Source organism: Ruegeria sp. BF7 (assembly GCF_056538605.1).
The window spans coordinates 423,682-447,272 of record NZ_JBQFTM010000001.1; the positions used below are offsets into that span (position 1 = coordinate 423,682).

Annotated in this window: 23 protein-coding genes and 1 tRNA gene; 10 read left to right on the forward strand and 14 right to left on the reverse strand. The window is 55.9% G+C overall.

Features of this window, described 5'->3' with window-relative positions:
• Window positions 1-18: 18 nt before the first annotated feature.
• The 4 genes from ACR0IK_RS02110 to ACR0IK_RS02125 all read right to left on the reverse strand — a co-directional run bounded on the left by ACR0IK_RS02110 (window position 19) and on the right by ACR0IK_RS02125 (window position 4,626).
• Complete coding sequence (locus ACR0IK_RS02110) at window positions 19-810, reverse strand: SDR family NAD(P)-dependent oxidoreductase (RefSeq protein WP_480640301.1); 792 nt, start codon at window positions 808-810, stop codon at window positions 19-21.
• On the reverse strand, window positions 807-2,342 hold the full coding sequence (betC, locus tag ACR0IK_RS02115; RefSeq protein ID WP_480589234.1) for a choline-sulfatase: 1,536 nt from the start codon (window positions 2,340-2,342) through the stop codon (window positions 807-809). Before betC ends, ACR0IK_RS02110 begins: the two co-directional genes overlap by 4 nt.
• Window positions 2,339-3,478 carry an aromatic ring-hydroxylating oxygenase subunit alpha gene (locus ACR0IK_RS02120; RefSeq protein ID WP_480589232.1) on the reverse strand — a complete coding sequence of 380 codons (1,140 nt, stop codon included), beginning with the start codon at window positions 3,476-3,478 and terminating at the stop codon, window positions 2,339-2,341. Before ACR0IK_RS02120 ends, betC begins: the two co-directional genes overlap by 4 nt.
• A gap of 131 nt (window positions 3,479-3,609) precedes the next feature.
• Complete coding sequence (locus ACR0IK_RS02125; RefSeq protein ID WP_480640302.1) at window positions 3,610-4,626, reverse strand: GlxA family transcriptional regulator; 1,017 nt, start codon at window positions 4,624-4,626, stop codon at window positions 3,610-3,612.
• A gap of 330 nt (window positions 4,627-4,956) precedes the next feature.
• Between ACR0IK_RS02125 and ACR0IK_RS02130 the strand changes: the two genes are divergently transcribed.
• A complete protein-coding gene (locus ACR0IK_RS02130) occupies window positions 4,957-5,142 on the forward strand; it encodes a hypothetical protein (RefSeq protein ID WP_480640303.1) in 186 nt (61 codons plus the stop codon).
• A gap of 561 nt (window positions 5,143-5,703) precedes the next feature.
• On the opposite strand, the gene ACR0IK_RS02135 is transcribed toward ACR0IK_RS02130, so the two are convergent.
• The 3 genes from ACR0IK_RS02135 to ACR0IK_RS02145 all read right to left on the reverse strand — a co-directional run bounded on the left by ACR0IK_RS02135 (window position 5,704) and on the right by ACR0IK_RS02145 (window position 8,693).
• Window positions 5,704-6,003 carry a hypothetical protein gene (locus ACR0IK_RS02135; protein WP_480589226.1) on the reverse strand — a complete coding sequence of 100 codons (300 nt, stop codon included), beginning with the start codon at window positions 6,001-6,003 and terminating at the stop codon, window positions 5,704-5,706.
• Window positions 6,004-6,183: 180 nt separating this feature from the next.
• Window positions 6,184-6,648, reverse strand: a complete 465-nt coding sequence (locus ACR0IK_RS02140) for a hypothetical protein (protein WP_480640304.1) — start codon at window positions 6,646-6,648, stop codon at window positions 6,184-6,186.
• A 365-nt stretch (window positions 6,649-7,013) separates the two neighbouring features.
• Window positions 7,014-8,693: a BCCT family transporter gene (locus ACR0IK_RS02145; RefSeq protein ID WP_480589222.1), complete on the reverse strand. Its 1,680-nt coding sequence runs from the start codon at window positions 8,691-8,693 to the stop codon at window positions 7,014-7,016.
• A gap of 335 nt (window positions 8,694-9,028) precedes the next feature.
• On the opposite strand from ACR0IK_RS02145, the gene ACR0IK_RS02150 reads away from it, so the two are divergent.
• Window positions 9,029-9,961, forward strand: coding sequence for a LysR family transcriptional regulator (locus ACR0IK_RS02150; protein ID WP_480589220.1), 933 nt, complete (start codon window positions 9,029-9,031; stop codon window positions 9,959-9,961).
• Between the two features lie 288 nt (window positions 9,962-10,249).
• Here ACR0IK_RS02150 and ACR0IK_RS02155 read toward each other — a convergent pair whose 3' ends face one another.
• Complete coding sequence (locus ACR0IK_RS02155) at window positions 10,250-10,861, reverse strand: DUF1194 domain-containing protein (RefSeq protein WP_480640305.1); 612 nt, start codon at window positions 10,859-10,861, stop codon at window positions 10,250-10,252.
• Between the two features lie 611 nt (window positions 10,862-11,472).
• On the opposite strand from ACR0IK_RS02155, the gene ACR0IK_RS02160 reads away from it, so the two are divergent.
• The 3 genes from ACR0IK_RS02160 (at window position 11,473) to ACR0IK_RS02170 (ending at window position 13,402) form a co-directional block, all read left to right on the forward strand.
• Complete coding sequence (locus tag ACR0IK_RS02160; RefSeq protein WP_480640306.1) at window positions 11,473-11,706, forward strand: hypothetical protein; 234 nt, start codon at window positions 11,473-11,475, stop codon at window positions 11,704-11,706.
• Between the two features lie 735 nt (window positions 11,707-12,441).
• Window positions 12,442-12,855 (forward strand): hypothetical protein, encoded by a 414-nt coding sequence (locus tag ACR0IK_RS02165; protein ID WP_480640307.1) that lies wholly within the window; start codon window positions 12,442-12,444, stop codon window positions 12,853-12,855.
• Window positions 12,856-12,988: 133 nt separating this feature from the next.
• Window positions 12,989-13,402, forward strand: coding sequence for a phage upper tail fiber protein (locus ACR0IK_RS02170; protein WP_480640308.1), 414 nt, complete (start codon window positions 12,989-12,991; stop codon window positions 13,400-13,402).
• Window positions 13,403-13,714: 312 nt separating this feature from the next.
• Here the strand turns inward: ACR0IK_RS02170 and ACR0IK_RS02175 are convergent.
• A tRNA-Ile gene (locus ACR0IK_RS02175) sits at window positions 13,715-13,791 on the reverse strand.
• Between the two features lie 107 nt (window positions 13,792-13,898).
• Here ACR0IK_RS02175 and purM point away from each other — a divergent pair.
• The 3 genes from purM to rnd all read left to right on the forward strand — a co-directional run bounded on the left by purM (window position 13,899) and on the right by rnd (window position 16,807).
• Window positions 13,899-14,945, forward strand: a complete 1,047-nt coding sequence (purM, locus tag ACR0IK_RS02180) for a phosphoribosylformylglycinamidine cyclo-ligase (protein WP_480640309.1) — start codon at window positions 13,899-13,901, stop codon at window positions 14,943-14,945.
• The gene (gene purN, locus ACR0IK_RS02185) at window positions 14,942-15,538 is read left to right on the forward strand and encodes a phosphoribosylglycinamide formyltransferase (protein ID WP_480640310.1); all 597 of its coding nucleotides are present in this window, start codon (window positions 14,942-14,944) and stop codon (window positions 15,536-15,538) included. Before purM ends, purN begins: the two co-directional genes overlap by 4 nt.
• 111 nt (window positions 15,539-15,649) lie before the next feature.
• Entirely contained in the window at window positions 15,650-16,807 is a 1,158-nt protein-coding gene (gene rnd, locus ACR0IK_RS02190; protein ID WP_480640311.1) for a ribonuclease D, read from the forward strand.
• A gap of 6 nt (window positions 16,808-16,813) precedes the next feature.
• Here rnd and ACR0IK_RS02195 read toward each other — a convergent pair whose 3' ends face one another.
• Window positions 16,814-17,332: a hypothetical protein gene (locus tag ACR0IK_RS02195; protein WP_480640312.1), complete on the reverse strand. Its 519-nt coding sequence runs from the start codon at window positions 17,330-17,332 to the stop codon at window positions 16,814-16,816.
• Between the two features lie 139 nt (window positions 17,333-17,471).
• Here ACR0IK_RS02195 and ACR0IK_RS02200 point away from each other — a divergent pair, with 139 nt between their 5' ends.
• A complete protein-coding gene (locus ACR0IK_RS02200; RefSeq protein ID WP_480589202.1) occupies window positions 17,472-17,882 on the forward strand; it encodes a SufE family protein in 411 nt (136 codons plus the stop codon).
• Between the two features lie 6 nt (window positions 17,883-17,888).
• Here the strand turns inward: ACR0IK_RS02200 and ACR0IK_RS02205 are convergent, their stop codons facing one another.
• Window positions 17,889-18,554 carry a DUF1638 domain-containing protein gene (locus tag ACR0IK_RS02205; protein WP_480640313.1) on the reverse strand — a complete coding sequence of 222 codons (666 nt, stop codon included), beginning with the start codon at window positions 18,552-18,554 and terminating at the stop codon, window positions 17,889-17,891.
• A gap of 101 nt (window positions 18,555-18,655) precedes the next feature.
• Window positions 18,656-19,354, reverse strand: a complete 699-nt coding sequence (locus ACR0IK_RS02210) for a corrinoid protein (RefSeq protein WP_480589198.1) — start codon at window positions 19,352-19,354, stop codon at window positions 18,656-18,658.
• A 300-nt stretch (window positions 19,355-19,654) separates the two neighbouring features.
• Here ACR0IK_RS02210 and ACR0IK_RS02215 point away from each other — a divergent pair, with 300 nt between their 5' ends.
• Window positions 19,655-20,719 carry a PA0069 family radical SAM protein gene (locus ACR0IK_RS02215; RefSeq protein WP_480640314.1) on the forward strand — a complete coding sequence of 355 codons (1,065 nt, stop codon included), beginning with the start codon at window positions 19,655-19,657 and terminating at the stop codon, window positions 20,717-20,719.
• Between the two features lie 49 nt (window positions 20,720-20,768).
• On the opposite strand, the gene gltA is transcribed toward ACR0IK_RS02215, so the two are convergent.
• Together gltA and gltX are read right to left on the reverse strand one after the other, a co-directional pair.
• The gene (gltA, locus tag ACR0IK_RS02220; protein ID WP_480589194.1) at window positions 20,769-22,061 is read right to left on the reverse strand and encodes a citrate synthase; all 1,293 of its coding nucleotides are present in this window, start codon (window positions 22,059-22,061) and stop codon (window positions 20,769-20,771) included.
• A gap of 121 nt (window positions 22,062-22,182) precedes the next feature.
• Entirely contained in the window at window positions 22,183-23,583 is a 1,401-nt protein-coding gene (gene gltX, locus ACR0IK_RS02225) for a glutamate--tRNA ligase (protein WP_480640315.1), read from the reverse strand.
• Window positions 23,584-23,591 lie beyond the last annotated feature (8 nt).

Sequence of the window (23,591 nt, forward strand, 5' to 3'; positions counted from 1 at the left end):
CCCATCGGCCCAGATTTCTCATAGCTTCATCTGCTGAACCTGCGCGCTCAGCCCGCCGTCCAAAACCCATAGCTGGCCGCTGGCGTAACGGGCTTCGTCAGAGGCCAACCAGTTGACTAAGTTCGCTATGTCTTCCGGCGTTCCATACGTGCGCATTGGATGCACATCGCGCACGGCTTGCTGCAATTGATCGATGGTTTTGCCACCGCCACCCGAACCGTCGCCGGTAAAAAAGCTCTGCAACATTGGGGTATCGACATAGCCGGGGCAGATGGCGTTCACGCGAATACCTTCGGGGCCGTGATCGCAGGCCATCGCTTTGGTCAACGCATGAACCGCCCCCTTGGTCGCGCAATAGGCGGCAAGGCCGGGGTCCGCGATAAAGCCGTCATAGCTGCCGAAATTGATGATCGAGGCCGTGCCGCCCTTAGCCGCCTTCCGCATCAACGGCAGCGCGTGTTTCGAAGTCAGAAACGTGCCGGTGACATTGACCGCAAAGGACAGGTTCCATTCTTCTAGTGTTGTTTCCTCGATCGTCTTCTCAATCTCGATCCCTGCTGCGTTGACCAGAATGTCCAATTGGCCCGCGTCCTGTGCGACCTGCTCCATAGCCGCAATAGCATCCGCTTCCAGTGTCACATCAAGTTTGACAAAGATGCTGCCGTCGTCGTCATGCGCGGCCAGAGACCCTTCAGGCTTCAGGTCGGCGGCATAGACCCGTGCCCCTTCGCGCAGAAACCGGGCGACGATAGCGCGGCCGATTCCACCGCGCCCGCCGGTGACCAGAGCGGTTTTGCCTTTCAGCATCATTCCTTGGCCTCCTTCAAAGGCGGGTAGCGATAGCGTGTCGCCGCAACCGTCCAGTCCATGTGGTTGCGTACGTAATCTTGCGAGGCGTCGCGTGGCGGGTTGTAGTCCCAGCTCTCAACCGGGTTGGCTTCCATAGCCGCATGCAGGGCGCGGCGGGATTTTTGTGTGGCAATCACATCCGCCCGCAGCTTCTCGCTATCCCAACGCTGTGAGACGCGCGCCGCAAACTGCGCCACTTGGTCGGCGTAATCCGGGTCTCGCGCCCGGTTCACTTTTTCCAGCGGATCAATGGCCAGATCATAGAGTTGCGGAGGGTCAGGATCGCAATGGATATATTTCAATGACCCGCTGCGGATCATGAATACCGGGTAGGGGGTCATCTCGGCGCAGTACTCGCCAATGGCTTCATCGATTGAGTCAGCCTCTCCGCGCGCCAACGGCATCAGGGAGCGACCGTCCACGGGCTCGCCGAACGCAGCGTCGCTGCCTCCGGCGATTTCCACGAAGGTCGGCAGCATGTCGATCAGAGAACAGGCGTTCGATGCGGTGCCCTGCGCGACACCCGGACCGGCCATGATCAGCGGCACGCGGGCAGAGTGTTCGAAAAAGTTCATCTTGTACCACAGCCCGCGCTCGCCCAGCATGTCGCCGTGGTCGGCAGTGACGATGACGATGGTGTTGTCCAGCTCTCCGATATCGCTCAGCGTCTTCACCATCGCGCCCAGCTTGCTGTCGAAATAGCTGACATTGGCCAGATAGGCGCGACGGGCGCGGCGGATTTCCTCTTCGGTCAGAGGGACATAACTTGCTTCGATCCCGTCCATTACCCGGCGCGAAAACGGGTCCTGTTCTTCGGGCGTCAGGGTGAATTCCGGCAACGGTACGTCGTCGTCTGAATAGAAGTTCCACCATTCCGGTTTGGCCACGTATGGATCATGCGGGTGGATGAAACTGGCGACCAGACAGAATGGCGATTCATCTCCGACGGCCCGGTCGCGCCCGCGATCGATCAACCAGCGGCGGGCGGCAAATTCGACCTCATCATCGTAATCGGTCTGGAAGGTGGCGATGGCCTCACCGCTTTCCTTGACCGTTTGCATGTTGTGATACCACTTGTCGATACGCTCGTCCGGGGCTTCCCAATCCGGAGTCCAGGCAAAATCCGAGGGGTAGATGTCGGTGGTCACCCGGTCCTGAAACCCGTGTTTCTGATCCGGGCCGATGAAATGCATCTTGCCTGACAAGCAGGTGCGATAGCCCAGGGCCTGAAGGTAATGCGCGAAGGTGGGGACCGAGGCGCGGAACTCGCAGGCATTGTCATAGGCCGCGATCCGGCTGATCAATTGTCCCGACATGAAGGCAAAGCGCGACGGTGCACAGAGCGGAGAATTGCAATAGGCGGCGTCGAACCGCATCCCGCGCGCGGCCAGTGCATCCATGTGGGGCGTTTTCACCGTCGGATGACCGTAAGCACCGCAGAAATGCGGTGCCAGTTGGTCGGCCATGACCACAACGATATTCGGTTGTGTCACGGTGCAGCCTGCGCGTAGGCGTCCAGTACCAGCCCGTGAAAGTGATGCACCGCGTGCTCTGATTTTCCCGATCCGTTCGGGTCATGCACAATGCGGCCTTGTGTAAATGCAGGTGTGCTCATGCCGCGCTGTACGCTTTCGACGATGTCGATATCCTCGCGTTGCAGAACCTCGTCGAGGTAGCGGACAGCCTCCAGCTCCATCTCATCGGGTTCCGGGGTTTCAAGAAAAAAGTCGTAGGTTTCCAGTGTACGATCAGGTCCAATCGGGATGATGTTCAGCACGATCATCGACGACCGTCCCGGATAGCGCATCAGGCATGTTGTGGGCCACAACCACCAGACTGCATGGGTACGCACGGTCGCGTTCGAAACGTCATAGGCTGTGTTTGCGCCTTTGCCTGCCTCGGCCATATGGCTGGAGTAGATGCCGTAGGTGGTCACCTTGTAGGTGTCCATGTCGACCAGATCGCAGAAGTCCTTATGCGCGGTCGGACAGTGATAGCATTCAAGGAAGTTATCGACGACGTTCTTCCAGTTCGACTTGATGTCATAGGTCAGTCGGTGGCCGAAGGTCAGGTTCTCGATATCCGGGGCCCAGTGCCGGATTTCGGTTTCCAAATTGCCCGAGACCTCGCGCAACGGCCGCGCGGTGGGGTCGAGGTTGACATAGATGAAGCCCGCAAATTCCTCGACCTGTACCTGATCCAGGCAGATGTCCTTGGTTTTGAAGTTGGTCAGGCTCTCGGTTTCGGGCGCGCGCACCAACTGACCGTCCAGCTTGTAAACCCACGCGTGGTAGGGGCACATTATGCGGGTTGTTTCACCCTCACCAGACAACAGATGATGGGCGCGGTGTTTGCAGACGTTGTAGAAGGCGCGCAGCGTGCCTTCGCGGTCGCGCACCACGGCAACGGGGCGGTTTGCGATTTCAGTCGTCACATAGGACCCCGGCGCGCGCAGCTTTTCGACATGGCAAACCCATTGCCATGTCTTGGCCAGGATTTCGTTCAGGTCCACCTGATGCCAGGCTGGGTCTACATAGGCCTCGGCCTTCAGGGATTGGGTGTTGAACGGGTCGGGGCTGAACCCGTCGGATATCCGGTCGAATTGCTCTTTGGACGGCAGCGCGCTCATTTTTGTGCTCCACGTAACGCGTCCGGGTTTGGCCCGGAGGGTTGGCTTGCTAAAGCTATGTTCCTCCAAACCGCGCAGGTAAGCTTAACTTTTTACGCCATCTAGTTAACTATTTACGCCACACGGTTGGTTCAGGTTTTGGGCTTCCGGTGCATTGGCCAAGCGCGGTATTCGAACGGAATACGACCTTCGGTCCGGTCCTGACTGGGCGATAGACCGAAGCGATCCTTGTAAGAGCGGCTGAAATGGACCTGGCTGGCAAAGCCTGACGCCATAGCGACCTGAGCAATCGGCAACTCGGTCTGCGTCACCAACCCACGCGCCCGGTCCAGCCGGATGTCGCGGTAATACAGGGCCGGTGTCTTCTTGATATAGGTGGCGAACAGCCGATCGAGTTGGCGATGCGAGACACCGGATTTTTCGCAAATTTCGGGTATCGGCAGGGGGTCTTCCAGATGCGACTCCATCACCTGAATGGCGGTCTTCAGGGTGGCTGGAACCTGCGCCCCCAGCGGCTCGCTGCCTTCGGGCTGCTGCATGGCGGCTGGGCCTCGGAGGCGGTCATGGAAGATATACCGCGCGGCGGCATTGGCCTGCGCGCTGCCATGGATTCCCTGAACAATCTGCAGCGCGAAATCCACCGAAGCTCCACCACCACAGCAGGTAATCCGGTTGCCATCCAGCGCATAGAGGTTTTCGACCACTTCAATGTCTGGGTAAAGCTCCTGAAAGGCGTCGATATGTTCGTAATGGACCGTCGCGCGTCGCCCGTTCAGTAACCCAGCCTGCGCCAGAACAAAGGCCCCCGTGTCTAACGCGCCCAACGTGGTGCCAGACCGCGCCCATTGGCGCAAAACGCTACCGAGTTTGTCAGTCAGATGCTTTTCAGGGTTCCAACTGGTCGAGATAATGGCAATGTCGGGTGCGGCAGGGTCGAGATCGCGCAGCGCTTGCGTATCAATCCCAGCCCCATTGCTGGAAACACAAATCCCTCCGGTTTCCGATACGAATTCCCATCTGAAATAAGAGCGACCGTCCAGGTAATTGGCGGCGCGGAACGGATCAATAAATCCCATTGTGGCCGACATATTGAAGCTGGCGGCGACGAAGACAACAAGACGGGTCGCGGGCTGGTTTTTTCCTACCATGTCGATGTGACCTCACAATCAGCCTCGGGGATGCAGAAGAAAACGAATCCGGAAACGAAGCAAGATGAGAAGTAGGTGTTTGGATGGACTGGCCGAAAGCAACGGATCGACATTGTTCGGAACAGGTCGGCTGGTGAGATGACTATCAGACCAAGTGGCTAAGCTCTTGTAGGTGACGGGCCGGGGCTGAAGCGCCAGAAAATGCAGGCAACGTGTGAACCTTGTAATAACGTAAGGCCAAGTAGGTGCCGGGAAGAAAAAACATATTTTTAACATATTGCTAGCTATCAAAGGATCAACGTGAGATTTATTGCGGTAGGGGGGAGTAAGATGAGTGTTGCTTTTGCGGTTTTGTTGAAAATAGTCGCGCTTGGTTTAATCGGCGCATCGACGTTCCTCTCCTTCATCGCTGGCGTTCTTCATGAGCAGAAGCGGTCCGATTCAAGTCCAACGACGGCAGGACTGCTGGCATTGCTCGCAGCTTTATCTGCGTACCTCATCCTGATTTTGGTTTGACGTGCCCTAGGCGGCAGCGCGTGCCGCTTGGCTTTCTTCTATCCAGAAGCGTGAGGCCGCAACCTGAGGAAAGGTCAGATTCCGTAGCCAAAACTAAAAAGGGGGCTGTTTGCGCGGAATGGTCTGAGCACCAAGAACTGCCGGTGCCATTTCCACCGCCGGGGCAGCTTGAACCGGAATCGGGTAAAAACAATCGGATTCTCGGAGCATTTATCTTCAACTCCATTGGAAATCACAGCGGGGTTCTGAGAAGATTGTGCGCATTTTTTATTTAGATCATTGCGGTTTTGGTACGCCCGTAGGGACTGCGAGCAGGTCAAAAAGAAATATAAAAACAAGGGGTTTTGGCGAGCATTAGGTAACTAGAACTTTCGGCATGGGGTAATTGTTTTCACCATTTGAGCCTCGACATGCACTTGCCAAGGCTTGATGCGATGGCTCTCCGCTCCGCTTCCTCTATGTAGAGCTTGGTTTCGTCGTTGCCCAACTCTTGGCCCTGCAACACGTCGATTTCATAGCTGGGTGCACCCAAGTGAGGCAGGATGGACGATGGGCCCTTTCTTACGCCGCGGAGCTAACCTTGCACCTTTGCCTCATCGAACCATCAGCCTGCCTCTCAGGCGTGGCGTCGATGTCGTTGTTGTTGACGATTGCCGCGCCGATCAGGTCGATCAGAACCGCGCGGGAATGATCGGGACCAGTACCAGCGGGATCCCCGGCGAGAAGCTCAACGAGATCGCGTCTTGCTTCCTTGGTAAGGTGCTGGCTCGTTCGTTCTTTCTGGCACCAACGAGCCGCCGTAGCATTGTTCGAACCGCCGCATTCTGAGCAAATTTTGTCGCTGTCATTAACTGTCAGCACGATTGGCTCCTTTGCTAACGAATCTTCACGCGTGGCTGCTGTTACAACTTCGGCTGCCTTATCAGCGGTTTCGAATACTCCGAGATGGACCTGCTTTTGACGTCCTTTGTTGTACTGATAGACATACGTGCGGCACTGTTCGCTCGGAGTCTCGGATACACCAGTCAGTACGTCTTTGCCTCAAATTACAGTTGCGTCTAACAGCCGGTCATCTGAGTTTTCTTTTGTGGTCGCCCAACGCAGGTGTTTCGGGTTCACGCGCAACCTGTAGTGAAAAACTACTGGCTCGTGTGCTGTGATGTGATCGGGCGATAGTGAGTTTCCTGATGTCATGATCAGAACCACTCTATGAGCCGTGGTTCCCTCACCTATGTTTTTGATGTGTCCGTAGCCATTGAGAAAGGTTGCGAACGGCCACTCGACACAATGGTCGACGTCCTGCCGAGCTGCCCATTCACAGAACTCAATCCTGCTGATGGGCAGTAGCTGTCCGAGGCTGTTATCGGGAGGTTTCATTCGTTCGTCTCCTTCAGTGTCACAGGGGGAAAGACTCATGGAAGAAACACCCATTGCAAGACAAAATATAAAAAGTTTTTCATTGAAGAGATGTTGAGAAGAAAAGAAATAGACAACTTTCGATGTCATTGGGACACCGAGGTTGGCAGTATTTCCGATGCATCCTCGGAAAAGCCGGCCAAATTTGCCAGAGAATAACTTGCAAGAATGAGTGACGCGGTCGGGAAGGTTGCCAGAGTCGCTCCCCTTGAAACGGGTGCATTTAGCGACTGGCCGTCACGCCGCCATTCGCTGCGTTTGCAGCATCTACCATCATCGATTGCAGCTTTGCACAAAGCAGGCTTTGCAAACTTCGGTCCGCGGAACGTTTTCGACTATAATTTAGCCGTCAGTATGCCGCGCTTGAACTCGTATTTTCGGTAAATTTCTGCAAATGTCTTTATCCTATTCGTGACCCCAGTTTTGACCTGGGGTCACAGTTGGATACACGAAAATTATTCGGCTGGCATCGTCGATGTTTCTGGATCAATAGTTGATGCGACGCCGGCGGCTTCGCGGCGCCCATCGTTCCAGATCGCTTTGATCAACGCGATGCACATTAGCGCCATGACAATTGAGAATGGCAGCGCCCCGATGACCATCGCAGTTTGGATTGCTCCTGTTCCGCCTGAGATCAGCAAGCCACCAACCACCAATGCCAGAGCAGCACCCCAGAACATGATATGCGGACGAGCCTTGGGACCTTCGTCACCAGCCGCATTGATCGTATTCACGATTAGCACAGCCGAGTCAGCCGAGGTGACAAGGAACGTCATCAACAGGATCACGATCACTACCGCCATTGCCCATGCAAGGAACTCCGCTATCGGCGCGAGCATGTACGTGGTCATGGCAAAGATCTTGTCACCATTGGCTGCATCAAGGATCACACCATTCGCGTTTCCGTTCAGCTCAAGGTCGATGGCGGTGCCTCCAGCCCATGCGAACCAGACAAAGCACATCAGCGAGGGCACGATCATTGCGCCCAGAACAAACTCACGGATGGAACGACCGCGCGAGATACGCGCCAGGAACAGCCCCACGAACGGAGCAAACGCAATCCACCACGCCCAGTAAAACACTGGCCACCAGCCCTGCCATTGTGCCAGCAGGAAAGATTCGGACCCTTCGACGCCATCTGATGCATAGACGTTGAAGCTGAGCCAGGGCAAAGCAATCAGGTAATCCCAGATGCCGACAAAAAAGGCCTTGGCACCAAAGAATGTCGCCCCGAACAGGATGAAGAAACTCAAAAGGAAGATCGACAATGCCATGTTGATGTTCGAAAGCCACTTGATGCCCTTACCCACACCGGACAAAGCCGACATCGTCGAAGCCCCCATAATGACCAGTAGGGCGACTACGATGCCTAGAGTTGTGGCTGAACCGTCCGTATTTGCCAGACCGCCAATGCCGATACGTGTCAGACCCGCCACAAATTGCTCGACACCGAAGCCAAGTGTCTGCGCCACACCGAGGATCGTGGCAACAACGGCAACGATATCGATCAGGTGCCCAAGATTTCCCGAAAGTGCCTTGCCAAAAAGCGGTGTCAGGGATGAGCGGATCGTCAGCGGTAGCCCACGGCGATAGCTGAAGAACGCCAGTGCCAGACCTGCAATCGCGTAGCACGCCCAGGCGCCCAAGCCCCAATGCAAGTAGGACCAGACGTAAGCGGTACGCACGTTGTCTGCATCTAAGGCTGTGGTGACTCCCTGAATAACCGATGGGTTGTTCTTGAAATGCGCGACAGGTTCCGCAACGGCCCAGGTCAACATTCCAACACCGATACCTGCACCGAACATCATCGAAAACCATGAGAAATTTGAGAATTCCGGCTTTTCACCGTCAACACCCAGGTTCAAACGTCCTGCGGCTGGCCAGATGGCCAAACCAATACAGACGATAACAAACCCGGTTACGACCCAGATGTACCATGCAGCAAACTGAGCCAGAATGGCTGCGTTCCAGTCGCCGAGGATCCTGCCTGCCTGGGTTGGCCACACGATGCACCAGACTACCAGCAAACTGATGATGATCTTACTGATCACCGTGACGTTGACGCTGAACCCCCGATAAAAACCGTTATCAGCGGTCTTAATCGGAAGCTCTGAAAGAGGTGGCTTTATTGCCATAATCAACTTCTCCCTGTTTTTATTGTTTTCAGGCCGAGCAGTCTGTCTGTTTTGACCCGACCGCCCATATTCCCGGGAAACCAATGAGACCAACGATGCAAACAAGTTGCTTCGCCAATCTCATTGGGTCCGGGAGTTAAGATTTGCCGAAATTCTCAGCTTCTTAGAGCCAACGTATGCACGTGAATCTCGTTAATCGGATGTCTGTCCGCGCTTATGGCCGCGGCTTTGTTTGGTTATCATTGGCTCCCGTGTTTCTCTCACAGGGCTGCGTTCGCGCCCATTAGCACAGTTTTTGGTATATATTTTCTCTCTTTTGCAGTAGCTGAGTAGTTATGGATGACATTAGCAGAGTTAATACCAACCTAAGTCGCAACCTTGTGGCGCTTTATGCGTTCGAAATGGTTGCGAAACACGGGAACTTTACAAGTGCCGGAGACGCTCTCGGGCTGACCCAGTCCTCGATCTCGCAACGGATAAAAGGTTTGGAGGTTGATCTGGGCGTCGTCCTCTTCAAGAGAGAACACCGTGGCGTTTCACTGACATACGAGGGGTTGCGGCTATTGAATGTTGTCAGACCCGCAATGACGCAGATGAACTATGCGGTAAATTCTTTGCTTGAACGAAAAACCAAACCCAGGGTTCGAATCTCAGCCGATTTTGCGTTCTCAACTTTCTGGTTGCTACCGCGTCTTGGTTACCTCCGAGAGGAAATTGGGGATGAAATCGAAATTCAGATTTTGGCCTCAACTGTGCCGCCCGGTCTGGATGATACCGATTGCGACATTCATATCCATGTTGCGCCCAAAGACCGGATCAAACCTGATGAAATACTACTCTTGGAAGAAGTCGTCGCCGCTGTTTGCAGCCCTCAGCTATTAGAGAAGATTGGACCAATCCAATATCCCGCGGACTTGCTGGATGTTCAACTTCTGAGCCTTTCAAAACCTGCAACCGCAGCCTGGCAAACCTGGCAAGGGTGGTTTGATAGCTTTGGCATAACTGGCGAAAGGAAGAAAAATTACATCAGTTTCAACAATTACGACATGGTCACTCAGGCTGCTTTGTCAGGCGATGGCGTCGCTTTGGGCTGGATTGGATTGATTGATGATTTGCTCAGCAAAGGCTCTCTGGTGACCGTTACGGACGATTTGGTCACTAGCGACGCTGGTTATGTAATGTCACGGAGCCATACCAGTTCGGGCCGGGGTCCCAGGCTTGTGTTCGATTGGATTGCGGATCAAGTTCTAGCAACATCTATGAAATAGCGCGTTGTCGGGCTGTTCGGTCGTCTCAACCGCTAAGTCAGGTCAATTCGAAGAACGACTGCAATATAGCAACGCCTTGAAGGGACATTGAAAGCTCGCCTTTTTAGCGCTTTTGGGAATTGCAATATCTGGTCGCGAATGTCCACCAGGAACTGGAGCGCGGGCCAATGTGAATGCGGCAAACCAGCCTCTCCGAAATGACCTGTTGGGGTTCAGAGCGGATATTCGAGAGTTCCAACAAAGTGGCTTCCGGACGTCCGTCAGATCGGTTTCTACCAATGACTTTCGTTACGAAATTGGCTCACCACTAATTTCATGCAACAGCTTCAGGCGAATTGCCCAAGCGAAATCCGCATATGTGTCGACAACGATAACGAAACTGCCATGCCCACCAATCACAGCGTCTCTGAAATAGGCTTCCAGTTTAAAACTGTCATCGAGGATCGCCAGACCGTTGATCGTGATGCCCTGTTCCACAATAGCGTCGCGCACGTTCCGGGGATGCCGACCCTGGTTAGAGTGTTCATCCGACGTAATGTCGATCACCTTGCGTTTGCTTCGGAACGCGTTACGACCAAATAGTTTTTCGCCGTAGGCAAGGGCACTGCCCGTAGCTGTGCCAAAGCTGACAACCTGACGCGCTTGGTGTTCAATCGCCTCGGCAAAAGCTTCTGCACTTTCCGCGTCATGAACTCTTCGCCAGGGTACAATATCGAATTGCTGGAATGTTGCGCTCCACTGGACAAACGTAATGGCAATGCCATTGCCGCCAAGATCCTCTATCGCCCGCACCACCTGCGGATCGCGGAAGGCCCGTGCATATCCTCCGATCTGTAGATCGAATTCATCTCCACGAATGCTCGATGATGCGTCGGCCAGCAACACCAGTTCCAGTTCCACATCCGTCTCAGCATTGGCAGACACGACTGTCACGACAGTCGCGAGAAGGAGAAAAAGCAGCCGTCTCAAAACCATACCTCCGGGGATTCAGGCGGAAATAGCAGCATTACTGGGGATCGAACGTTATCAGATGCGGCTGCCGTTGGCGAAGGTTCTTCGTCCTCTCGCCAACAACGCGCTCGAGCCGTCATCAATACATGGCTCAGGCAAAACACTAAGATTAGGCCACATCACGCGTTGGGCTTGCGCCCACCTGTCCCTGAAGCTCCGACGGTAACTGGAACGTGAATTGGAGGCTGGACGCCTTCCCCTAAGGCAGATGACAGATATGTTGCAGTTCCAGCTTTCCGTCTCATCTTCACTCCTCAATGGTTCGGATGAGCCAGAAACCTTCCGTTACTCAAATTCTCTGACCAGTCCCGCAAGTGCTGATCTGAGGCACTCCGGGCGGCTGGAAACTACCATGTTGGTAACGTTGAATTCGCTCAAATGGGCTACGGCAACACTTTCGCACAGGAAACCGTCGACGGTGGCAAGCACGGGTCAGGGGGGGCGGCGTTAATCCGGCGATGATTGAGGCCCGCCATATCGCGGACGTCGGGCAACGCTGTATGAAGGACTTTCCCATCATCCGCCATCACGCCAATGGTAAGAAATTCAAGGTGGGTGCGCGCAACGATACTCCTGTCCGCGATCTGGTCGATACGAACCGTATCTACGGGTACGAGATAATCGTAGTTGCCATACGGCTCGGTTGGTGGTCGCAGCGCAGCGACACCAGATCAAGGTTCATACCTACACAGAAATCCCGGAAGCTGAAAGCAACCTTGGTCGACGCGTTGTAAACCATAGTAGAAGCATTTCAGGAGGTCGGAATAGACGCCCGACGGATCAGCGTCGTGAAAGTGAGATAGGCGGCTAGAACGGTTAAACCAGAAGCGACATCCTCCCGGGAAAGCTCTGCGTCGAAACGAGCATGGAAATTCGGTGGAAGCGATCGATACCCAGCCAGGTTACCGCGCCGACAGCGCCCGCGGCAGGACCGGAAGCCAGATCCAAAAATCTTAGAGGATGATCACTCCATATCGGCGTTCGATGAAGCCCTTAACACTGCTGCTGATGTCGTGAGCAGGGAATATCACCGCAGGACATCGGCGAGAGCATCAACAGCAATCAAGGTCCCAATACATGGGGCGCGGCGATCAATATACTGGAGCGGTACATCAAAAAAATGCGGAAGATGGGAAATTAAGATCGAGAACGTTGGAACCGTATTTCTGCCAGAGTAGCTAAAGATTTTCTCTTCTGGTACATTGTTACGCAATTTTTTGATTTGGTGAATTGTTATGGCGAGTTGTCCGACATGTAGCGGATCCGGTTCGATTTTAGACGGATACAAATCTTGTATTAGGTGTGGTGGAAACGGGTACGTCGCATCCAATACTTCGGCCAGATGTTCGGCTTGTGGGGGTAGTGGTCAATCGACGCACGAAAACTGGGTTACGTGTTGGAACTGCGCGGGAAGAGGCTTACTCCCTGAAAGTCCGAAGCCAGCACCCCCTCCCAAAAAGAAAACTCCTGTGACGGCAAAGCCAGGAGCACGCAATCAGGTAAATAAGAGTGAGTACACTCCCGCAAGTATCGTTTTTGGAGCCGGCGTTGGGTTGTTGTCCTTCGCCGTGCTAACTGAAAACTATGATTTTTCCGAAACTTGGTACCCCATAGCGATGGCTGCCGCCATTGGTCTCGTTGCAAATGCTCTATGGCCTTACATGGGGCGAGTACTAGTAGGTGCTGCCGCCGCAGGAATTGCCTTTGTGTTTCTTCCGTCATTCTTCGACTACAGTAGCGATCCGGGAGAGTTGTTGTTTCAATCTGCATTAATAGGAGTTGTTACCAGCTTTTTTTGGCGGGTTATTCTTACATTGGCATTCATTGCGCTAATGGTCCTTTTGTTTTTGTATTTTTCGAACCCTGAGGTTCTCGGCCTATAAGCGCTATAAGTCGTTTCGAAGAGGCGGTTGGCTTCCACTGTCTCAGGTGGAGGTTTACGGAGAGATCGGTCATATACCGACCTTCTCGGACTGGATGGCAGATCATCTGTAGACGTCAAAGTAAAGGATCTGCTTGGCAAAGGATCTGCTTGAGGCGCGTTTATCGGACGCGACCGCGCCGGTTGATACCTCTGAAACTCCTGCGGCCAATGACATTGCCCGATTTACCGATGTCGACACGGTCGAAGGTCATTCTGAGGTTGAGGTTCGCTCAGATCTGAACGTAGCTGATGGGACCGAGGCAAACACAATCGACAGCGATCCTACAGGCGTAGCCGGCGCAGATCAGACGGCCAACGCCAAGAGCCTGACACAGGCAGAATATGCTGCCATCGGAACGAAGAACTCCTCGACCACCTACACGGCTACGGACGCCAATGGCAACAAATGGACCCGAGCCGACATTGATCTGGACAACAGCATTGGTGGCGATGAGGGCGATAAAGAACTTGAAGACCGCCCGATCGGTGACTGGCAGTCCGCATAGCGCGACTGGGTAAAATTGCACGGAGTGAATCTCAAGATCCAGTGGTGGCGATAGCTTGAGAATGCCGTGACCGATCTGCATTCCGGCAGGTGCACCACCAAGACGCAGGATCATTGGGCAGCGATCACGGATTGGTAGGAACGCCACGACGTGCCGGCGCCGGAAAAGCTACCGGGCGGCCAGAGGTGGATTCGGTTAGGTTTTGAATTTCGTGGGGTAGTCGACAACCTAAGTGTTTGATTCCATTGAGGGTGGAAGTCTTACCCCGTGAAGTAGTTAAGCTTAATAAAAACAATAAGTTGGCGGATTTTCTGGTAGGCCCGGAGGGACTCGAACCCCCAACCAAAGCGTTATGAGCGCTCTGCTCTAACCAATTGAGCTACAGGCCCGCCTGAGCGCTTTGCCTATCACGGTGAACGCCCGCGTCAAGCCTGACCGTTGCAACAGGACGCACAATCGAATAACCCGCGCGGGAACCATTCATGAGGGGCTGGCCATGACGACGGGCAAGAACGGAATCACCTATGCCGATGCAGGCGTTGATATTGATGCAGGGAACGCTCTGGTCGACCGGATCAAGCCCGCGGCCAAGCGGACCAACCGCTCGGGCGTGATGAGCGGGCTGGGCGGGTTTGGTGCCTTGTTCGATCTGAAGGATGCCGGGTATCAGGATCCGATTCTGGTGGGTGCGACCGACGGCGTTGGCACCAAGCTGCGGATCGCCATTGATACTGGTGTAGTCGATGGCGTGGGCATCGATCTGGTGGCAATGTGCGTCAACGACCTGATCTGCCAGGGTGCCGAGCCGCTGTTCTTCCTCGACTATTTCGCCACCGGCAAGCTGGATACCGACACCGCCGCGCGGATCATCGAAGGCATTGCCGAGGGCTGTGTGCAGTCTGGTTGCGCGCTGATCGGTGGTGAGACGGCTGAGATGCCCGGCATGTACCCCGACGGTGATTTCGATCTGGCCGGGTTCTCGGTCGGTGCGATGGAGCGTGGAGCGCATCTGCCCGCAGACGTTCAGCAGGGTGATGTTCTGCTGGGTCTGGCCTCGAACGGGGTCCACTCGAACGGCTATTCGCTGGTGCGCAAGCTGGTTGAAATGTCGGGTCTGGGCTGGGATGTCGCGTCGCCCTTTGGGGACGGCTCGCTGGGCGAGGTACTGCTGACGCCCACGCGGCTGTATGTGAAACCAGCGCTGCAGGCGATCCGGGCAGGGGGCGTGCACGCGCTGGCCCATATCACCGGCGGCGGTCTGACCGAGAACCTGCCGCGCGTTCTGCCCGAGGGGCTGGGCGCCGAGATCGACCTGAACGCCTGGGACCTGCCGCCCGTCTTCCGCTGGATGGCCGAAACTGGCGGTATCGCCGAGACCGAGATGCTGAAGACCTTCAACTGCGGTGTCGGTATGATCGTAGTCTGCGCCGAAGATCGCGCCGACGGGCTGACTGCGCTTCTGGCCGAGGCGGGTGAGACGGTTTCACGTCTTGGCACCGTCACCGGCACCCCCGGCATGACCTATTCGGGCAAGCTGCTGTGAGTGAAAAACGCGTCGCCATCCTTATTTCCGGGGGTGGTTCCAACATGGTGTCGCTGATCGACAGCATGGTCGGAGACCATCCGGCGCGGCCCTGTCTGGTTCTGTCGAATGACGCCGAGGCAGGCGGGCTGAAAAAAGCGGCCGCGCGCGGCATCCCGACGGCGTCGGTAGACCATCGCCCCTTCAAGGGCGACCGGGCCGCGTTTGAGGCCGAATTGTTGAAACCATTGGAACAGGTGCAACCCGATATTGTTTGCCTTGCCGGGTTCATGCGGGTTCTGACCGGCGATTTCGTTTCACGCTTTCAGGGGCGGATGCTGAACATCCACCCTTCGCTGCTGCCGAAATACAAAGGGCTCAATACCCATGCCCGCGCAATTGAGGCCGGGGATGCCGAACATGGATGTTCGGTGCATGAAGTTACGGCGGCGCTGGATGATGGCCCGATCCTAGGGCAGGCACGGGTGAACATCGAACCTGGCGACACGCCTGAAGACCTGGCCGCCCGCGTGCTGGTGTGGGAGCACAAGCTTTATCCCGCAGTGTTGCGCCGTTACGCCAGTGGAGATCGGACTCCGGTGTTGCTGCCCTGAACGTCTCGGGGTGATTTACACATGTGTCATAATCAGCCTATGGTCTGCACTACGGCCGGGTACGGACAAGATGATCAGCCGAAGAAAACAAGAGCAAGAATAGCATCGCGCATGAAAACCCTGACAACGACGCAAGAGCTGGCCGATTTCTGCAAGGCCGCGGCGGAATATGACTATGTCACCGTAGATACCGAGTTTCTGCGCGAGCGGACCTACTATTCGAAACTCTGCCTGATTCAGCTGGCAGTTCCGTCCGAGGGCGAAGACAGCGCGGTTCTAGTCGATCCGCTGGCGGACGGGTTGTCGCTGGACCCGCTGTATGAACTGTTTGGAAACGAGAACGTGGTCAAGGTCTTCCACGCTGCTCGTCAGGACCTTGAGATTTTCTGGGTAGAGGCGGGTGTCTTTCCCACGCCCTTGTTCGACACCCAGGTTGCCGCGATGGTCTGTGGCTTTGGCGAGCAGGTGGGCTATGAAACCCTGGTACGCAAGATCTGCAAGCAGGGGGTGGACAAGACGTCGCGCTTTACCGACTGGTCCCGGCGGCCATTGTCCGAGGCGCAAAAGACCTATGCGTTGGCCGACGTGACCCATCTGCGTCAGATCTACGAACACCTTGCAACCCAGCTGGAAAAATCGAAGCGCAGTCATTGGGTGGCCGAGGAGTTGCGGACACTGACCTTGCCCACGACTTATGATGTTCGCCCCGAAGATGCGTGGAAACGGGTAAAGACACGGACGAACTCGGCCAAGTTTCTAGCCGTGGTGCGCGCGCTGGCACAGTTCCGCGAGGCTTATGCGCAGGAAAACAACGTCCCGCGCAGCCGGGTGTTCAAGGATGATGCATTGATCGAGCTGGCCTCGACCAAACCCAAGTCTCCGTCCGATCTGGGCGGCTCGCGCCTGCTGCTGCGCGAGGCGCGAAAAGGTGCAATTGCCGAGGGTATATTAACGGCCGTCAAAGAAGGGGTGAACTGTCCCTCGGACCGATTGCCGCGCGTCGACAACAGCCGTGACAAATTAAAGGTGAACCCGGCGTTGGCGGATTTGCTGCGGGTGCTGTTGAAGTCTAAAACCGAAAGTTCGGGCGTGGCTGCCAAGCTGATCGCCACCAGTTCGGAACTGGACCAGATTGCAGCGGGCGAGCGGGAGTTGCCCTCCATGTCTGGCTGGCGATTCGAGGTGTTTGGCGAAGACGCCCTGAAACTCTGCGAAGGCAAGATCGCGCTGGCTGCAAAGGGCCAGAACGTCGAGGTTGTATCGCTGTAACGCCGGTTACCGGCGACGGGATTCCAATGCGTTCTGCTGTCCTACGACCCGTACCAAACGCGTGCTCTCCAGGTCTTTCCTGCTGATGTTGATGGCGTCCGACACCATGCGTGACCGCTCGGTACCCTGATTGGTCGCCTTGGTTGGGTAATTCACGCGGAACGTGAATTCCAGAATGCCGTTCTTCTGGTTCTCGTCACTCACCGTGCGAACAAGCTGAGCGTTGTATGCTCCCTGGCGGGCTGCGGTTCCAGCTACATAGACAATTGCGCCGCCCGCGGTTGGGTCGATCCGCAATTCGTCAATTCTGGCAATCGGAACGCTGGTGTCCTCGACCTCGGGGCGAGAGAACAGCCCGCCGCCTTCCTTTTGTTCCGGAACCAGAACGTTGGCGTCATCTTCTGCCGGTTCAACCGGTGTGCCTGACCCGAACCAGTTGGACGGGTTGGCTCGCGAGTCCCTCCAGCTGCTGCAGCCAGAGACGGTCAGGGCGGCGACCAGAAGAACAGTAAACGTTTTTTGCATGGTGCAGGCGTCCAGAGCAGTAATTCCAGCAATGGGTTATCGCAAATTCCACGGTTTGAAAAGCCACGCTTGGGGGTGGACAGGCGCAGGTCGGCGGCATAGGTCACAATTGTGATCGCAACAAAAGGACCGCCGCAAAATGGCCACGCCTGCCTTTGAGGAAATTGTCGAGGATTTCGAATTTCTGGAGGACTGGGAAGACCGGTACCGCCATGTCATTGATCAGGGCAAAGCGATGGAGCCGCTCGACGACGCGCTCAAGGTGCCAGCCACAAAAGTTAACGGCTGCGCAAGTCAAGTTTGGCTGCACCCCATTATCGAAGGTGGTGTCTTTCGCTTTGACGGTGACAGTGACGCGCTGATTGTGCGGGGGCTGATCGCGGTATTGCGGTCGCTGTATAACGGGCTGCCGGTCAACGAGGTGCCCAAGGTGGACGCAGGCGGTGAACTGGCGCGTCTGGGTCTGAACGATCACCTGTCGGCGCAGCGTTCAAACGGGCTGCGTGCGATGATCGAACGCATCCGTGACGTCGCGCAGGAAAACGCCTGACGCGGTTCAATCAGCCGGTTTGCGGTTTGCCCAATCAGTCAGCGTGGATTCGAGATCGCCATAGCCGGTAAAGCGACGTTCGAACTCCAAACCCATCCGCGCGGCGCATTCACGGGCGCGGGCGGTCAGGTCAGGATCTTCGATCTGCGCCTGATAGACCAGCTTGGTGTAATTGCCGAAATACATGTCGCGCAGTTCCGGGTGCCGGTCGAGGCCGAGAGGTTTCCAGACAAAGGCATCGAACTGGCGCGCCAGAAAGTCGGTCAGGTAAAAGGCGGTGGTTTCATCCTCGCCCCGAGCCTCAAATGCTTGATTTCCTTCGAAGAAAGAATAGCAGTGGGGGCCTTTTACCATCTCAACGCCCAATTCCTTGCACGCTTTCTCCAGCAAGCCGCCAGTGCCGCAGTCAGCATAGACAACAAAGATCTGATCATAGTGATCGCGATGCTTTGCCACCGCCTCCTGAACCGCCTGAGTGATCTTTTCCGGGTGGATATGCAGAATCGCGGGCAGACAGGTCAGCGCCATGTGGTCCCAGCCGTTTCGGCGTTTTAAATCCAGAATCTCGCGCGCAAGTGCGCCGCAGGCCAACAGCAGAATTTGCCCCTGCGTGTCAGCGGCGTAGCCCTTGGTTGTCAGGCTGGCATCTTCCGGCAATTTGTCCTGTTGCATCGGGCACCCCTCGGAAATCTATGCGACAGATAGTGCAGCTTGCGGAAACAAAAAAGGGCCGCCCGAAAACCGGACGACCCTTGAACACATAAATTGTCCGATCAGCCGGCCAGTTGGTTGTGCTTGCGCGAGACGAAATCCTTGGCCATTTCCACGGCCACAGCCGCGTCACGGCAGTAACCGTCTGCACCGATCGCTTTGCCGAACTCTTCGTTCAGCGGTGCGCCTCCAACCAGAACGATATATTCTTCGCGTAGGCCTTGTTCGACCAGCGTGTCGATCACAACCTTCATATAAGGCATGGTCGTGGTCAGCAGGGCCGACATGCCCAGAATGTCGGGCTGTTCGCTTTCCAGCGCTTCCAGATAGTTTTCGACCGGATTGTTGATGCCGATATCGACAACCTCGAAACCTGCACCTTCCATCATCATCGAAACCAGGTTCTTGCCGATGTCGTGGATGTCGCCCTTCACGGTGCCGATGACCATCTTGCCGACGCGCGGTGCGCCGGTTTCGGCCAGCAGCGGCTTGAGGATGGCCATGCCGCCTTTCATCGCGTTGGCAGCCAGCAGAACTTCGGGGACGAACAGGATGCCGTCGCGGAAGTCGTGGCCAACAACGGTCATACCACCGACCAGAGCCTTGGTCAGAATGTTATAAGGAGTCCATCCGCGTTCCAGCAGGATGTTTACACCTTCTTCGATTTCTTCTTTCAGACCGTCGTAAAGATCGTCGAACATCTGTTCGACAAGTTCTTCGTCGTTGAGTTCGGACAGGACGATGTCTTCTTCGTCGGACATGGGGCGCTTCCCTGAGCTGTGCGGACCATCGGCCCGTGGTGGCATTTTTGCCGTTTTGGCCAAAACGCCGCAGTTTGACTGTGACGATTGCGACCTCAGTAGTTTCGAGACCGACCTATACGTCAGATTCTTGCTCGGCTCGACAGAATTTTCTGCAAGATGATCCTGCATTCTGTTCAATTTCCTGCTTTCTGGTCTCGTCGGGATCAAGTGGCTGAAAAATCCTCGAAACTGTGCAGCCTGCTTGTCGGGTTCCATGAAAACCTATATAACCAAGAGGTGAACATAACGGGAACAAATATGGCTGCACCGCATATCCGAGGCCGGGGAGCCGCCTCAAACACAGCTGGTCGGTTCGAGCAGTTCGACACGGTGCCCTGTGACGACGGCTGGGAGATTGAAGAGGATATCCCGCCTTTACGGACAGTTGTCAGAGATGAGGTCGCGCGCAGCCTGATTACGTATAACCGCTCGCCAGACCTGCCTTTTGACCGCTCGATCAACCCTTACCGCGGGTGCGAACATGGCTGCGTTTATTGCTTTGCCCGCCCGACTCACGCCTATCTGGGAATGTCTCCGGGTCTGGATTTTGAAACCCGCCTGATTGCCCGCCCGAATTCGGCGGATACCCTACGCAAAGAGCTATCTGCCAAGAGCTACAAAGTGGCGACCATCGCATTGGGAACAAATACGGACCCGTATCAGCCGATAGAGAAAAACCGCAAAATAACGAGAGATTGCCTCTCGGTTCTTCAGGAGTTCAACCATCCTGTCGGCATTGTCACCAAAGGGGCATTGATTGAGCGGGATTTGGATATTCTGGCACAGATGGCGACGAAGGGGTTGGTTCGGGTCGGGATTTCGCTGACCACACTGGACGCAGATTTGTCCCGCCGGATGGAGCCGCGCGCACCGTCACCACGGCGGCGGCTGGCCATCATTCGCCGACTGACCGAGGCGGGTGTACCGGTGCGGGTCATGACATCTCCAGTGATTCCGGGGCTAACGGATCACGAACTGGAATACTTGCTTGAGGCGGGCAGGGATGCGGGCGCGGATGCCGCCAGCTGGATAATGTTGCGCCTGCCGCGCGAAGTTTCGGAACTTTGGCAGGGTTGGCTGAAGGATCACGAGCCAGCACGCGCTGAAAAGATCATGTCAAAGCTGCGTGAAATGCATGGGGGCAGGGACTATGACCCACGCTGGGGTCACCGGATGCGCGGTGAAGGGGAATACGCAGGGCTGATTGCCAAGCGGTTCGCGCTGGCGGTCAAACGTCTGGGGCTGGCGACGCGCACAGCACCTTTGCGATACGATTTGTTTGCCCGCCCGGCTCAGATTGGTGATCAATTGACCCTGCTATAGAAAAAAGCCCCGGATGCAGGTCCGGGGCTTTGGCATTCAATCGCGGCGATCAGCGGTTCTCGATGTCCACGTAATCGCGTTTGGTTTCGCCCAGATACAACTGGCGCGGACGACCGATCTTGTTCTGCGGATCGGCAATCATCTCTTTCCATTGGCTGACCCAGCCAACGGTGCGCGACAGCGCAAAGATCGGAGTGAACATCGAGGTCGGGAAGCCCATCGCCTCGAGGATGATGCCCGAATAGAAATCCACGTTCGGGAACAGTTTCTTCTCGGAGAAATACGGATCTTCCAGCGCCTGTTTTTCAAGCGCCTTTGCAACCTGCAATTTCGGGTTGTTTTCGATGCCCAGCAGATCCAGCACTTCGTCTGCAGACTGCTTCATCACCTTGGCGCGCGGGTCGAAGTTCTTGTAGACGCGGTGGCCAAATCCCATCAGGCGGAACGGATCGTTCTTGTCCTTGGCGCGGGCGATATATTCGGGGATTCGATCGACCGAGCCGATTTCTTCCAGCATCTCCAGACAGGCCTGGTTTGCGCCGCCATGGGCAGGGCCCCAAAGGCAGGCAACGCCGGCAGCGATACAGGCGAACGGGTTCGCGCCCGAAGACGAGGCCAGACGCACGGTCGATGTCGATGCGTTCTGTTCGTGATCCGCGTGCAGAGTCAGAATCCGGTCCATCGCGCGGCTTAGGATCGGGTTGACCTCATAATCTTCAGCCGGAACGGCAAAGCACATGCTCAGGAAGTTCGACGCATAGTCCAGATCGTTGCGCGGATACACGAAGGGCTGACCGATGTGGTATTTAAACGCCCAGGCCGCAATGGTCGGCATCTTGGCGATCAGACGATGTGAGGCGACCTCGCGCTGATGCGGGTCCGAAATGTCGGTCGAGTCGTGGTAGAAGGCCGACATTGCGCCAACTACGCCAACCATGATCGCCATCGGATGCGCGTCACGGCGGAAACCGCGGTAGAAATACTGCATCTGCTCGTGCAGCATGGTGTGACGGGTGATGGTGGTTTCGAACTTTTCCAGATCCTTGGCGGCTGGCAGCTCTCCGTACAGCAGCAGGTAGCAAACCTCGAGGAAGTGGGATTTCTCGGCCAGTTGGTCGATCGGGTAACCGCGGTGTAGAAGCTCGCCCTTTTCACCGTCGATATAGGTGATGGTGCTGTCGCAGCTGGCCGTCGACGTAAAGCCAGGATCATAGGTGAATACGCCAGCCTGGCCATAGAGCTTACGGATATCGATTACGTCAGGTCCTGCGGTTGGCGAATGAACCGGCAACTCGTAAGTTTGACCATGGACTTTTAGAGTGGCTGTTTTGTTGTCGGTCATTTTTGTCCCTTCCTCGTTCATGCGCGTGCCGAAAGAGTGATCGGCTGTGCGGTCGGCGGTCACGCACGGATGCGCTGACCGGGTCGTAGCGGAGCAGCGTTACCTGAATATGAACCCAGGATTAGTTTGCTGCGTCGGAAAGCCGCGCCAGAGTCTCATCGCGCCCCAGCACAAGCATCATGTCAAAAACCGAAGGTGTTACAGCGCGACCCGCCAGTATCGCCCTAAGAGGGCCGGCCAGTTTGCCAAACTTGATCCCCTGTGCCTCTGCAAAGGCGTTGAGGGCCTCCTCCAGTTCGTTTCGCGACCAGCTAGCATTTTGCAGGTGCGGCGTCAATTCTTTCAGTATACCGTCGGATACAGATTGCAGTGCCTTGGCTGCTTTTTCATCCGGGTTAATGGGGCGGGAAATCAGTGCAAAGTGAGCTTTTTCAAGCAGTTCCGGGAATGTACGCGCACGATCCTTAAGACAATACATCGCACGTTCAAGATCGCTTGATTGCTTCGCACTCAGACGGGGAAGTTCCGCTGCGTCCAGATAGGCTTCGATTTCTTGCCGCAGTGCAGCGTCATCCGAAACAGCAATATGTCGCCCGCAGAGATTTTCGAGCTTTTTCAAGTCGAAGCGGGCCGGACTTTTACCAATTCCGTCAAGATCGAACCACTCCTTCGCCTGTTCGTCGGTGAAAAACTCGTCGTCGCCGTGGCTCCAGCCGAGACGGGCCAGATAGTTGCGCATACCTGCCGCAGGGTAGCCCATCGCCTGGTATTCCTGGGCGCCCAAGGCGCCGTGACGTTTCGACAGTTTCTTGCCGTCCGGTCCGTGAATCAGCGGGATATGTGCCCAGACTGGAACATCCCAGCCCATCGCCTCATAGATCATCATTTGGCGCGCGGCATTGTTCAGGTGATCGTCACCACGGATCACATGGGTCACGCCCATATCGTGATCATCGACCACAACAGCCAGCATATAGACCGGTGTCCCGTCTGAGCGCAGCAAGATCATGTCGTCCAGCTGATCGTTGCGGATGGTCACGTCGCCCTGCACCTGATCTCGGATCACGGTTGTGCCGTCTTGAGGAGCCTTGATGCGGATCACGAAAGGCGCGTCCGGGTGGGTCGCCGGGTCGGCATCACGCCAAGGGCTGCGGAACAGTGTTGATTTGCCGTCGACCCGGGCCTGTTCGCGGAATTTGGCGATTTCGTCCTGAGTCGAAAAGCACTTGTATGCCTTGCCCTCGTCCAGCAGCTGATGGGCCACTTCGGCGTGACGCGCTGCACCCTCGAACTGGCTGATCACGTCGCCATCATGGTCCAGTCCCAGCCATTCCATTCCCTGCAAGATCGCCGCAGTTGCCTCGGGGGTCGAGCGTTCACGGTCGGTGTCTTCGATCCGCAGCAGGAACTTGCCGCCGCGCCCACGGGCATAAAGCCAATTGAAAAGCGCTGTACGGGCTCCGCCAATATGCAGAAAACCGGTGGGCGAAGGGGCAAAACGGGTGACGACCTGATCGGACATTGTGTGGA